Below are 12,234 nucleotides of genomic sequence, written 5' to 3'. Positions count from 1 at the left end.
GCGCAGCCGGCGCCCCAACGTGCTTGTCCCATGGATAGTCCTCCCCTTCGTGGCGCCGCTTATGCCCGCGCGCCTGGACGCCAGCTTGCCATCGCCGCGGGGGCCGCGCCAAGGGAGTCGTGAGAGGGGATGCCGCCGACGGAGGCAAACCGCCCGTTGCGCCCTCACAGGTCCGTGATAAGACGGTTCCGCCACCACCGGTTGCCGCCGTCGCGGACCTGTATAGAGTGAGATGGATGTCAAACCCCGGCCGCCAGAGCACCGTTGACCTCCTGCGCCGGCTGGTCGCCTTCGACACGACCAGCCGCAACTCCAATCTTGCGCTTATAGGTTTCGTACGAGACTACCTCGACGGGTTCGGCGTCGCCTATCGCGTCAGCCAGAACGCCGCCGGCGACAAGGCCAACATCCATGCCATGATCGGGCCGCGGGCCACCGGCGGGCTGGCGTTGTCGGGCCATGTCGATACCGTTCCGGTGGACGGCCAGTCCTGGTCCGCCGATCCCTTCACCCTGCGCCACCAGGACGGGCGCCTGCTCGCTCGGGGCGCCTGCGACATGAAGGGCTTCGTCGCCGCCTGCCTGGCCGCCGTGCCGGACTTCCAGGCGATGCCCCTGGTCCGCCCGCTGCACCTGTTCATCAGCTATGACGAGGAAGTCGGCTGCAACGGTGCGGTGCGGCTGATCGAGGACATGGCCGAATCCGGCCTGCGCCCCAGCGTGTGCGTGGTCGGGGAACCGTCGATGATGAAGCCGATCCTGGCGCACAAGGGCAAGCTCAACCTGCGCGTCACCGTCAAGGGCCGGCCGGGCCATTCCAGCGAACCCGCCAAGGGCGTCAACGCCGTCTACGCCGCCGCCCGCGCGATCGACTGGGTGCGGCAGGAAAGCGAACGCCTCGCCGCCGAAGGCCCGTTCGAGGAGGGGTTCGATCCGCCCTACACCACCATCCATGTCGGCACCGTCAAGGGCGGCTCCATCCTGAACATCATTCCGGAGCACGCCGAATTCACCATGGAATGGCGGCTGATCCCGGGCGACGACCCGTACGCGCATCTGCGGCGGATGCAGCACTGGATCGCCGAAACGATCGAGCCGGCGATGAAGGCCGTCGATCCCGCCTGCGGCTTTTCCTATACGGTCGAGCTGGAGATGCCGGGCATGTACCTGCCGGCGAACCACGACCTGGCAACGATCGTCAAGCAGGTGGCATCGTCCAACAGCGCCGGCAAGGTCGCCTATGGCACCGAGGGCGGCTTCTATGAGGAGGCCGGCATCGCGACGATCATCTGCGGACCCGGCGATATCGCGCAGGCGCATCAACCGGACGAATGGATCGCCGAAGAACAGCTTGTGCTCTGTGATCGTTTCATCCGCCGCATGGCCGAACGGCTGCTGACATGACACCGCCGCTGCCGGAGTTCAAGGTCCATATCGACCGACCGGATATCGGCGAATGGCTGAAAGGCAACACCGGCCTGCAGGGTTTCACCTCTTTCGACAGCGGCAAGTCAGGCCCGCACGTGGCGCTGCTGGCGCTGATGCACGGCAACGAGATCGCCGGTGCCGTCGCTCTGGACCGCCTGCTGCGGGCCCGGGTCCGGCCGTCGCGCGGACGGCTGACGTTGGGCTTCGTCAATCTCGGCGCCTTCGATCGTTTCGATCCGGCGCGTCCCACTGCCTCGCGCTTCGTCGATGAGGACCTGAACCGGGTCTGGGACCCGGCCGTCCTCGACGGTCCCCGCTATTCCGCCGAACTCACCCGCGCCCGGGACATGCGGCCGTTCATCGAAGGGGTCGACGTCGTGCTCGACCTGCATTCGATGCTTTGGCCGTCCGAGGCGCTGACGCTGTGCGGTTCATCATCCGCCGGACGGGCGCTGGCGAAGGCGATCGGCACCCCGCCGCTGATCGTCGCCGACCATGGCCACGTCAACGGACGCCGGCTGATCGATTACCCGCGTTTCTCCTGCGCCGACGCCAACTGCGCCGCGGTACTGGTCGAGGCCGGGCAGCATTGGGAACCGGCCACGGTGCAGACCATGCTGGCCAGCATCGCCGGGCTGCTGCGGCACCTGAGGCTCGTCGACGACACCTCGATGCTGCCGCCCCCACCTGCATCGCCGCGGCCGGTCCGCGTGGCGACCGTAACCATGGCGGTGACGGCGATGACGTCCAATTTTGCTTTCGTCGAGAACTACCGAGGCGGCGACATCATCGCGAAACGAAACACGCTGATCGCGATGGATGGGGAGACGGAAATCCGCACGCCGCACGACAACTGTCTGCTGGTGATGCCGGCGCTGCGGCCGAGCCGCGGGCATACGGCGGTGCGGTTGGGGCGGTTCGAGGGGGCAATGTGATACGGGCGGTGCGGTGTCCTGGTTGGCGCGACAGCCAGCCCCTGGCGCCCGGAAGAAGCCTGTCGGCGCAAAGCGCCCCTCAATAGATATCCCGCAGGTAACGCCCCTGCCGCGCCAGGGCGACGATCCACTCCCGTGCCTGGTCCTCGGACAGCCCGCCCTCGGTCATCGCGATCCGGCGCAGCGCGGCGTCGACGTCGCGCGCCATCCGCATCGCGTCGCCGCAGACGTAGAAATGCGCGCCTTCCTGCAGCCAGCGCCATAGATCGGCGGCCTGTTCCGCCATCCGGTGCTGCACATAGACCTTCGCCGCCTGGTCGCGGGAGAACGCGACGTCCAGCCGACCCAGCGTGCCGTCCGACAGCCAACCGCGCAGCGTGTCGCGGTAAAGGAAGTCCGACGCCTCATGCTGGTCGCCGAAGAACAGCCAGCTCCTGCCCTTGATCCCCGCCGCCGACCGTTCGGCCAGGAACGATCGGAATGGCGCGATGCCGGTGCCGGGGCCGACCATGATGACCGGCGTCTTCGGGTCATCCGGCAGACGGAAATGGCTGGTCTGGATGCTCGCCAGGATCGAGCCGCCGCCGACCGCCCGGAATCCCAGGAAACCGCTGCCCACGCCCAGCCGTGCACGCGACCGCCGCATGTCCTTCACCACGCTGACGCAGAGATGGACCTGCCCCGCATGCGCCAGCGGCGAGGACGCGATCGAATAGAGCCGCTTACGCAACGGCGGCAAGGACCGCACCAAATCGCCCAGCGGCGGGCGTGCCGATGGGAACGCCTGCAACAAATCCAGCAGGTCGAACCCGTCCGGCTCCGCCCCGTCGTCCCCTTCCACCAGCTTGCGCAGCGCCGCGGCATGCGCCGGATAGGCCGCCGCCCCGGCCAGCAGGTCGAGCGTGCGGTCCAGCGGGCGGGCGATGTCGAGCACGTCGAACGCCTCGGCCAGCGTCCGATCCTTGCCGTCCGCGCCGGTCACCACCGTTTCGGGCTTGGCGCCCAGCGCCGCGATCGTCGCCTGGATCAGCGCCGGATCGTTGTGCACCGTCAGGTTGATCGAATCGCCCGGCAGGTACGTGAGCCCCGGGACACCGAGGTCGATGACGACATGCCGCACGTCCTTGGCGGAATCCGGCGTGGTCAGCGGTTCGGCGGACAGCACCGTAACGGGCACGCCCTCCGGCTCCGCCGGCGCTTTCGGGACGGCGGAGGCTGCGATGGCGGGCGCCTCGGCCAGCAATTGCTTGACCATGCGCGAGGTGGCCTTCGCGCCCGGCACGCAAAGCGTCGTGGTGGCCTCGCGGCCCTCGGCCAGCGCCTCGGAATAGGTCTGGCACAGATAGCCGCACTGGCCGCAATCGAGCTGCGCCATCGCCGCCATCAGCCGCCGCTTCAGCGGCTTGCCCTCGGCAAGCTTCATCCGCTCGTCCAGCTCCAGCGCCGGGTCGTGCCAGGGGAAATCTTCCTCGGGCTCCGGCGCCGCACCCGGTGACAGGGTCATTGGCGTCGTCGCGCCGGGATTGCCGTACAGGCCCGCCAGGAACCCGTTCAGCCAGGCGCGCTGTTCGAGGGAGAACGGGGCGTTCTCCGGGATCGACGGCAAGGGGGGCAAACCAGGGGGCAGAACCGCGTTCATGCCGCCTCGGCGTGCGCGGCGTCGGTCAAGGCCAGCAGCGTCGCGTCGTCGCGCGCCGCACTCCAGTCCTGGAAACTTTCGTTCGGCTCGCGGCTGCGCATCCATTCGCGCAGCAGGGCCAGGATCATCGGCGGCAGGTCCTCGAACACCACGCCGGGGCGGATCAGCCGGCCGATCGCCTGATGCGCGCCGGCCCCGCCGCCGACATGCAGGTCATAGCCTTCGACCATGTCCTCTCCCTGCTCGACCTTGGCGGCGAGCAGGCCGAAATCGGAGATATAGTGCTGCGCGCAGGAATGATGGCAGCCGGTCAGGTGGATGTTGACCGGCGCGTCGACGGTGATGCGCGGCTCCAGGAACTCGACCAGATCGGTCGCATGCTTCTTGGTGTTGCTGGCGGAGAACTTGCAGCCGGCGTTGCCGGTGCAGGCTACCAGCCCGGCGCGCAGGTGGCTGGCCTTCCAGTCGAGGCCCAGGGCCTCGATCGCCGCGCAGGCGGCAGGGATGTCGGCCTCGGCGATGTCGGGGACCAGCAGGTTCTGCCACACCGTCAGCCGCACCTGCGCCGATCCGTAACGGTCCGCGATGGCGGCAAGGCCGCGCATCCGTTCCGACGTGACGCGGCCGACGGGGAAGACGACGCCGATATAGCTGCGGCCTTCCTGTTTCTGCTTGTGCACGCCGATATGGCCGATACGGTCCTGCACCGGCCGGGGCTGGATCGCCGCCGCGTCCACACGTGTCAACGGCCTCCCCAGCTCGGCTTCCACCTTGTCGAGGTAGGCCGGGATGCCGATGCGGTCGAGCACGTATTTCAGCCGCGCCTTGGTGCGGTCGGTGCGGTTTCCCTCGGCGATGAAGACGCGCAGGATGGCGTTGGCGAGCGGGATCGTTTCATCAGGCGCGACGATCACGCCTGTTTCGCGGGCGAAATCCTTGTGGCCGGTGATGCCGCCCAGGCCCAGCCGGTAATAGACGCCGGGCGGCACGCCGAACCCGTCGGCGACCTGCACCGCGGTGAAGGCGATGTCGTTGGTATCCTCCAGCACCGCCACCGCGCCGCCGCCGTCATAGGCGATATTGAACTTGCGCGGCAGGCCGTAGAGTTCCGGATGGTGCAGGATGAAATGATGCATCGCCCGCGTATGGGGACGGGTGTCCAGCAGCTCGTGCGGATCGATCCCCGCGGTCGGGCTGCCGGTGACGTTGCGGATATTGTCGGCACCGGACCCGCGGGACGTCAGGCCGATCTCCGACAGGCGGATGACGATTTCGGGCGGGGCCGAAGCGGGGATTTCCCGCAATTGCAGGTTGGCCCGCGTGGTGATGTCGGCAAACCCGCCGGCAAGGTCGTCGGCGATGTCGGCCACGCCGCGCATCTGGTGCGCGGTCAGGATGCCGCCGGGGATGCGCAGGCGGCACATATAGGCGTTCTGGGTAGGCGCGACATAGAACAGGCCAAAGTACTTCGTCAGGAAAACGTCCGTTCCCTTCGGGAACGCCCCCTCCTGCGCCATCGCCGCGATCTCGTCGAAGCGCAGCAAAGGCGGCTTCTTTCGTTTCGCCTCCTCCTCGGCCACCAGCTTGCCGCCGGCGGCGACGGTGCGGTCCTGCGCGGCGCGCTGCAGGTCGTTGGGATCCGACGCCTCGCCCCCGCCCGGCGCCAAAGGCAGGCCGGCCGCGGCCCGCCGCGCCTCGACGCCGAACATGAAACCCTTGAGGTATTCCTGCTGCTCCGTGGAGAACGGGCCGGACATGGCTACGTCTCCTGCGGCAGGGCCGAGGGCAGTTCAGCGCCCTTGCGGGCATAGGTGACGTAGAACGCCAGGGCGACGAAGGTGAAGCCGCCCACGAGGTTGCCCAGCGTGACCGGCACCAGGTTCCAGGCGACCCAGCTGAACAGCGAGACTTTCGCGCCCATCATCATGCCGGCGGGGATGATGAACATGTTGACGACGGTGTGTTCGAAGCCCTGGGCGAAGAAGATCAGGATGGGCATCCAGGCGCCGACGATGCGCCCGATGGTGGAGGTGGAGGCAAGGCCCATCACCACGCCCATGCAGACCATCCAGTTGCACAGGATCGCCTTGACGACGCAAGTCAGCATGCCCGCCCCGCCGAACGCGGCATAGCCGATCGTCTTGGCCTCGGCCAGGGCGCGGATGCGGTCGGCGACCCCGACCGGGGCGACCTGCCAGGCATTGGTGACGGCGATCACGAACAGGATGGCATAGATGACGCTGCCGATCAGGTTCCCCAGCAGGACCCATGACCAGTTCGTCAGCATCTGGGCGGGTTTTGCCTGTCCGGCCATCACCGCCATGGGCAGCAGGGCGAAGCTGCCGGTGACCAGTTCCAGGCCCAGCAGGACGATCATGACGAAGCCGACGGGGAAGATCAGGGCGCCGACCAGAAGCTGCCCGGTCTGCACGGCGGCGCCGACGGCCAGGGAGGTGGCGATACCGAGCAGGGCGCCCGAGAGCATGCCGCGGACGAGCAGGTCGCCGGGTGACAAGGCGGCCTTGGTGGCGCCGGCCTGGATCATGGCGGAGACGATGGCGGGGGGCTTCAAAGAGTCCATGGTGCCTCGCTGTTCGCTTTTTTCGCTGATCGCTTTTTTGGCATCGAACAATGCGATTTCCGTGCCACGATCGTTGCGGTCAGTCGTCGGCGCGCGAGATGCTCCAGATCGTGATGTCCCAGGCGTTGTGCAGGGCGACGATCAGCAGGATGCCGACGGTGAGCGCCAGCGCGGGCAAGGCCGCCGCCAGTCTCAGGGCCAGGCCGATGCCGCAGGCTGCCTCCAGCACATAGGCCAGCAGGGGCAGGATCGCGTACCAGATCGTGTCTTCGCGGTCGATCCGCCGGCTGAGACCGTCCGTCATCGCGTCCCGCCAGGTGAGGCCGTAATAGCCGACGCCGAAGACCCCGGCGGCGACGACGAAGCCGCCGCAGACGGTCCACAGCCGCAACGGCGCGGCCAGGATCAGGCTGACGCCCAGGATGCTGCCGAAATGCACGACGCTGGCGGAGAGGAACATGCGCAGCGCGGCGGAGCGGCTGCCGCGGAAACGGTTGGAGGCGACCGAGGCGGCGACGAAGAGCAGCCCGATCATGGTGGCGGACCCTTCGCCCGCTATGGCGTAGAAGTTGCGCCAGTCGGCAAGGGCATCGGAAAGGGCGCGCGGGTCAAAGGTGAGCAGGGCGGCTACTCCTCCTCCAGCCGTCCGCGCTGCCGCCGGCCGATCGCCAGCTCCGTCACGATCCCATGCAGCGTCCGCAGCTCCTGCTCGGTCACCTCGCCGCGCTGGAAGAAGTGGCGGATGTTGCGCACCATCCCGGGACGCTTGGGAAGGTTGCGAAGGAAACCACAGGCATCGAGCTGGTCCGTCAGGTGCGCCAGGAAGTTCTCGAGCTGCCCTTTCGTCGCCACCTTGGTTTCATTCGTCATCAATGTGCGCCCTGGCGTCGTGTCGGCGGCGGTCCACCATTCATAGGCCATCACCATCACCGCCTGCGCCAGGTTCAGCGACATGAAGGCGGGGTTGAGCGGGTAGCGGACCAGCGCGTCCGCCTGCGCCATGTCGTCATTGTCCAGCCCCGCGCGTTCGGGACCGAACAACAGGCCGATCGACAGGCCGCGTTCGGCGATCAGCCGCATTTCGGCCGCCGCCCCGCGGGCGGTCAGCACCGGCTTGACGATGTGGCGCGGGCGCGGGCAGGTGGCGAACACCCGGTGCAGGTCGGCGACCGCGTCGGCCACCGTGTCATGCACCGTGGCCGCATCCAGGATCCGGTCGGCGCCCGAGGAATTCCGCCACGCCTTCTCCTGCGGCCAGCCGTCCCGCGGCGCCACCAGCCGCAGGTGGAACAGCCCCCCATTGGCCATCGCCCGTGCGCAGGCGCCGATATTGTCGGCAAGCTGCGGCCGCACGAGGACGACGACTGGGCTGTTGCCGATCGGGTGCAGGTCGGCGCCGCCGTCGCGCCCGGTCATGGCCTCTTTCTCACCCCGCTCGCCGCCAGGTCGTGCCCTTCGGCCCATCCTCCAGCACGATCCCCTTCGCCGCCAAATCCGCTCGGATCGCATCCGCCCTGGCGAAATCGCGCGCCTTTCGTGCGGCGATCCGGTCGGCGATCGCGATGTCGATCCAGCCCGTGTCTTCCTGCCCGCCGCGGAACCAGGCGTCGGGCGACTGGCCCAGCAAGCCCAGCACCGAACCGCTCGCGCGCAGTCCGGCCGCCGCCGCCGCATCTCCGGCCAGCGCGGCGTCGGCCAGGCCGTGCAGGACGGACAGGGCCAGCGGCGTGTTCAGGTCGTCGCACAGCGCGTCGATGACATCCTCGGGGACAGCCTCGGGGACATCCCCGGGGACAGCCTCGGGGACCGCCGCCTCTGCCGCCGGGGCGGTGGCCAGGGCGCGGTAGAACCGGTCCAGCTCCCGCTTCGCCTCCACCAGCCCCTGGTCGGAGAAATCCAGTTCCGACCGGTAGTGCGACCGCAGCAGCAGCAGCCTGATCGCCTCGCCCGGCGCCTTCGCCAGCACGTCGCGGACGGTGAAGAAATTGCCCAGGCTCTTGGACATCTTCTCCCCGTTCACCTGCAGCATCCCGTTATGCAGCCAGACCCTGGCGAAATGGCTGTGCGGGAAGGCGCAGAGCGACTGGGCGCGCTCGTTTTCGTGGTGCGGGAAGATCAGGTCCGCCCCACCGCCATGGATGTCGAACGTCTCGCCCAGATACTTCCACGACATCGCGGAGCACTCGATATGCCAGCCCGGCCGGCCGCGTCCCCACGGGCTGTCCCATCCCGGCAGTTCCGGCGGCGAGGGCTTCCACAGCACGAAATCCCCTGCGTCCCGCTTGTACGGCGCTGGATCGATGCGCGCGCCGGCCAGCAACTCCTCGGGCGAGCGGCCGGACAGCGCGCCGTAGTCAGGGTCCGTGGCGACGGCGAACAGCACGTGGCCTTCGGCGGCATAGGCGTGGCCGGAGTCGATCAGCCGCTCGATGATCATGATCATCTCGGCGACATGGTCTGTCGCCCGCGGCTCCCGGTCCGGCGGCAAGGCGCCCAGCGCGGCCATGTCGGCATGGAAGTCCGCTGTCGTGCGGGCGGTGATCGCCGCGATCGGCTCCCCGCTTTCCAGCGACCGCGCGTTGATCTTGTCGTCGATGTCGGTGATGTTCCGCACATAGGTCACGCGCGGGTACAACCGTCGCAGCAGCCGCGCCAGCACGTCGTACACCACCACCGGCCGAGCGTTGCCCAGATGGGCAAGGTCGTAGACCGTCGGTCCACAGACGTACATGCGTACATGCCGGGGATCGATGGGCACGAACCGTTCCTTGCGGCGGCTCAGACTGTTATGGAGAAAAAGCTCCGGCATAAGTTACCCCTTGCTGACGCGCTTTTTCCGGGAAACCGATGCGCGACGCAACGGCCAAGGACGATTGACAGACATCAACGCAGGCCTTACGCAGCGACGGCAAATTGAGAATCGTTCGCAAATGCAGGCAACCGACGCGTCCCGCCCCTCCCCGGCCTCCCGCCTCCGTCGGTTCCTGGTGGTTTTTGGACCCGGCCTCGTGGTCATGCTGGCGGACACCGATGTAGGCAGCGTCATCACCGCGGGACAGAGCGGGGTGCAGTGGGGCTATCGCCTGCTGGGACTGCAGTTCCTGCTGGTGCCGATCCTTTATATAGCGCAGGAACTGACGGTCCGCCTGGGACTGTTCACCGGCCGCGGCCATGGGGAGCTGATCCGCGATACCTTCGGCAAGGGCTGGGCCTGGGTGTCGGCGCTTGGCCTGGGCGTCGCCGTCACCGGCGCGCTGCTGACCGAGTTCTCGGGCGTCGCCGGCGTGGGCGAGCTGTACGGCCTGCCCCGCGCGGCATCGCTGTCGATCGCGGCGGTGGCGCTGCTGGCCGTGGTGATCACCGGGTCCTATCGCCGGGTGGAGCGGGTGGCGATCGCCGTCGGCCTGTTCGAGCTGGCGTTCTTCTTCGTTGCCTGGGCCGCGCATCCCTCGGTCGCCGGCATGCTGAAAGGCAGCGTCGACATCCCGTTCCGGGACCGGGATTACCTGTACCTCGCGGCCGCCAATATCGGCGCGGTGATCATGCCGTGGATGGTGTTCTACCAGCAATCCGCCGTGGCCGATAAGCGCCTGACGCCCGAACACCTGCGGGCCGCGCGCTGGGACACGGCGGCGGGGGCGCTGCTGACGCAGTTGATCATGGCCGCGGTGCTGATCGCCTGCGCCGCCACGATCGGACTGCGCAAGCCCGATGCCAGCCTGGAAACGGTCGGCGACATGGCGCAGGCGCTGACGCCCTTCCTGGGGCAGACCATGGGCAACCTGGTTTTCGGCCTCGGCGTCCTCGGCGCCGGCATGGTGGCGGCAATCGTCGTGTCGCTCGCCTTCGCCTGGGGCCTGGGCGAGGTCACCGGCTACCGCCATTCGCTGGAGTTCCATCCGCTGCGGGCACGCTGGTTCTATGGCGTCTACGCCGCCTGCGTCGTGGCCGGCGCCGTGCTGGTCGGCGTCTGGCCCGACCTCGTGAGCCTGAACGTCGCGGTGCAGGTGATGAACGCCCTGCTGTTGCCGCTGGTCCTGGGGTTCCTGATCGCGCTGGCGGTCCGGGCGCTGCCGGCGGCGCACCGGCTGCGCGGCTGGTATCTGTGGCTGGTCGTCGCCGTCTCCGCCGTCACCTGCGCGCTGGGCGTCTTCGGCGCGCTGGCGGGCCTGGCCTAGCTTGCCTCCTTCGCCGTGGTGGCCGGGCCTTCCCGGCCCCTATTCCGCCGCTTCGGCCACGCCCGTCGCCATCCAGTCATGCAGTCCCGCCACCAGTGCCGTCAGGCTGGCGGAGCGCAGCGGCACGAACCGTTTCCCGACCTGGCGGCACAACGCCTTCACCGCGTTCGCCGCCTCATGGCTGATGCAATCGACCGGGAACAGCACCAACTCGGCGCGGCTGATCAGGCCGGGCAGCAGCGAGGCGTGGTTCTCCACCCCACCATCATGCGACAGCAGCGTCCCGCCGAACCGCCCGACCACGGCGCGCATCTGCGCCACCTGGTTCGGCCGTCCGCCGACATACAGCACCGCCGCACCGCCCAGCGCGATCGGCGGCGCCGTCTCGTCCATCACCGGCGTAAGCGATTCTTCGACCGCCTGCAGTTCCCGCCGCATCGCCTGCGCGGTTTCATCGGCGGCCAGGCGGGCGTCGCGGTCGGCGGCAGCATTTTCCTGCGCGGCGGCCAGCTTTTCCTCCAGGTGACAGCGCCGCGCCGTCTCCGCCGCCAGGCGGCGTTCCAGGTCGGCGATCTGCGTCCGCAGGTCCGGATCGGCCTCGGTCCGGGCGGCGGGGCACTGCGCCTCCAGCTCCGCCTGCAACTGGTTGATCCGTGCGTCCCTTGCCGTGATCGCTTCATGCATCGCGGCCTGAAGCTGGTCGAGCCGCTCCGCCAGCTCCGACCGTTCCGCTTCCAGCACGCATAGCCGCTTGATGTCCGCGCGGTTCGCCGATCCGACGAGGTGCGACAGCATATGCACCTCCCCGAACGCCTCGCGGATCAGCGACTGGCCGGTCGCCTCGTGCGTCAGCGTCGCCCAATAGGCGCCGGGGATGTCGCCTCGCTTCACCGCGCCCCGCCACAGGGCGCGCACGTCCGCTTCGGTGGAGGCCTTGGCGAACTGGCTCACGGCCAACTTGTGGTTGGCATCCAGCGCCTTGTGCAGCCGCCGCGCCGGCTCGTCGTGCCGGCCCGCCAGGGTGACGGCGATGCCGTGCAGCTCGTGGTCCGTGCTGTCCGGCGGCGCCATGCCGAGCTTGCGGAGGACCTGACGGAGTTCGGTGGTGGAAAGGCAGGTGCCGATGATCGAACAATGCAGGTTCGTATTGAACTCCCAGATCTTCGTGCGCCGCGGCGCGGCTTCGCGCAGCGTGAGGATCGGGGCGAGCGGCTTGATATCGAACGGCCGCACTGATGCCGGCGGCGCGCCGGCCACATGCGGGACCGACGGCGCGCCTGGGTGACGCGACCCCGATGGCATGCCTGCCAGGCGCGGCACGACGGGACGGGCGCTCCCGCTCATCCGAAGCGGGCTTGGTCTTGGGTGGGGCGGCTTGCGACCATTCTCGAACTACCGTAATGTCTGTTTGGACATAGCGATACTGGCTGAAGGGAACGCGTCTGCCAAGCGCGAATCTGGTCGGTGAACATGG

Annotated in this window: 10 protein-coding genes; 3 read left to right on the top strand and 7 right to left on the bottom strand. The window is 68.5% G+C overall.

Annotated features, from left to right (window positions below; all coding sequences use genetic code 11):
- The first annotated feature begins 236 nt into the window (after nt 1–236).
- Entirely contained in the window at nt 237–1,403 is a 1,167-nt protein-coding gene (gene argE, locus VHB27_RS01270) for an acetylornithine deacetylase (RefSeq protein ID WP_325596892.1), read from the top strand.
- Entirely contained in the window at nt 1,400–2,362 is a 963-nt protein-coding gene (locus tag VHB27_RS01265; RefSeq protein WP_325596890.1) for a succinylglutamate desuccinylase/aspartoacylase domain-containing protein, read from the top strand. The genes argE and VHB27_RS01265 overlap by 4 nt, the downstream gene beginning before the upstream one ends.
- A 79-nt stretch (nt 2,363–2,441) precedes the next feature.
- Here VHB27_RS01265 and VHB27_RS01260 read toward each other — a convergent pair whose 3' ends face one another.
- The 6 genes from VHB27_RS01260 to cysS all read right to left on the bottom strand — a co-directional run bounded on the left by VHB27_RS01260 (nt 2,442) and on the right by cysS (nt 9,391).
- Nucleotides 2,442–4,001: a sulfite reductase subunit alpha gene (locus tag VHB27_RS01260; RefSeq protein ID WP_325596888.1), complete on the bottom strand. Its 1,560-nt coding sequence runs from the start codon at nt 3,999–4,001 to the stop codon at nt 2,442–2,444.
- Nucleotides 3,998–5,758 carry a NirA family protein gene (locus VHB27_RS01255; protein WP_325596886.1) on the bottom strand — a complete coding sequence of 587 codons (1,761 nt, stop codon included), beginning with the start codon at nt 5,756–5,758 and terminating at the stop codon, nt 3,998–4,000. Before VHB27_RS01255 ends, VHB27_RS01260 begins: the two co-directional genes overlap by 4 nt.
- Before the next feature lie 2 nt (nt 5,759–5,760).
- Nucleotides 5,761–6,582: a formate/nitrite transporter family protein gene (locus VHB27_RS01250; RefSeq protein ID WP_325596884.1), complete on the bottom strand. Its 822-nt coding sequence runs from the start codon at nt 6,580–6,582 to the stop codon at nt 5,761–5,763.
- 79 nt (nt 6,583–6,661) lie between these two features.
- Nucleotides 6,662–7,117 (bottom strand): hypothetical protein, encoded by a 456-nt coding sequence (locus tag VHB27_RS01245; protein ID WP_325596882.1) that lies wholly within the window; start codon nt 7,115–7,117, stop codon nt 6,662–6,664.
- A gap of 92 nt (nt 7,118–7,209) precedes the next feature.
- Complete coding sequence (locus VHB27_RS01240) at nt 7,210–7,998, bottom strand: RNA methyltransferase (RefSeq protein ID WP_325596880.1); 789 nt, start codon at nt 7,996–7,998, stop codon at nt 7,210–7,212.
- Nucleotides 7,999–8,008: 10 nt separating this feature from the next.
- Nucleotides 8,009–9,391, bottom strand: a complete 1,383-nt coding sequence (cysS, locus tag VHB27_RS01235) for a cysteine--tRNA ligase (RefSeq protein WP_325596878.1) — start codon at nt 9,389–9,391, stop codon at nt 8,009–8,011.
- Nucleotides 9,392–9,512: 121 nt separating this feature from the next.
- On the opposite strand from cysS, the gene VHB27_RS01230 reads away from it, so the two are divergent.
- Nucleotides 9,513–10,760 (top strand): NRAMP family divalent metal transporter, encoded by a 1,248-nt coding sequence (locus VHB27_RS01230; protein ID WP_325596876.1) that lies wholly within the window; start codon nt 9,513–9,515, stop codon nt 10,758–10,760.
- A 39-nt stretch (nt 10,761–10,799) separates the two neighbouring features.
- Here the strand turns inward: VHB27_RS01230 and VHB27_RS01225 are convergent, their stop codons facing one another.
- Nucleotides 10,800–11,993, bottom strand: a complete 1,194-nt coding sequence (locus tag VHB27_RS01225) for a DUF2325 domain-containing protein (protein WP_325596874.1) — start codon at nt 11,991–11,993, stop codon at nt 10,800–10,802.
- Between the last annotated feature and the right edge of the window lie 241 nt (nt 11,994–12,234).

The sequence above is a fragment of the Rhodopila sp. genome, from assembly GCF_035548235.1.
In the GTDB taxonomy this organism is placed as follows: domain Bacteria; phylum Pseudomonadota; class Alphaproteobacteria; order Acetobacterales; family Acetobacteraceae; genus Rhodopila.
The sequence above is the reverse complement of the archived record's forward strand: the minus strand, read 5'-3'. Positions and strand labels throughout refer to the sequence as shown.

Bases quoted from the DNA above. Each gene is read 5' to 3' on its own strand.
- argE (WP_325596892.1), top strand. From the start codon at position 237: ATGTCAAACCCCGGCCGCCAGAGCACCGTTGACCTCCTGCGCCGGCTG.
- VHB27_RS01265 (WP_325596890.1), top strand. From the start codon at position 1,400: ATGACACCGCCGCTGCCGGAGTTCAAGGTCCATATCGACCGACCGGAT.
- VHB27_RS01260 (WP_325596888.1), bottom strand. From the start codon at position 4,001: ATGAACGCGGTTCTGCCCCCTGGTTTGCCCCCCTTGCCGTCGATCCCG.
- VHB27_RS01255 (WP_325596886.1), bottom strand. From the start codon at position 5,758: ATGTCCGGCCCGTTCTCCACGGAGCAGCAGGAATACCTCAAGGGTTTC.
- VHB27_RS01250 (WP_325596884.1), bottom strand. From the start codon at position 6,582: ATGGACTCTTTGAAGCCCCCCGCCATCGTCTCCGCCATGATCCAGGCC.
- VHB27_RS01245 (WP_325596882.1), bottom strand. From the start codon at position 7,117: ATGATCGGGCTGCTCTTCGTCGCCGCCTCGGTCGCCTCCAACCGTTTC.
- VHB27_RS01240 (WP_325596880.1), bottom strand. From the start codon at position 7,998: ATGACCGGGCGCGACGGCGGCGCCGACCTGCACCCGATCGGCAACAGC.
- cysS (WP_325596878.1), bottom strand. From the start codon at position 9,391: ATGCCGGAGCTTTTTCTCCATAACAGTCTGAGCCGCCGCAAGGAACGG.
- VHB27_RS01230 (WP_325596876.1), top strand. From the start codon at position 9,513: ATGCAGGCAACCGACGCGTCCCGCCCCTCCCCGGCCTCCCGCCTCCGT.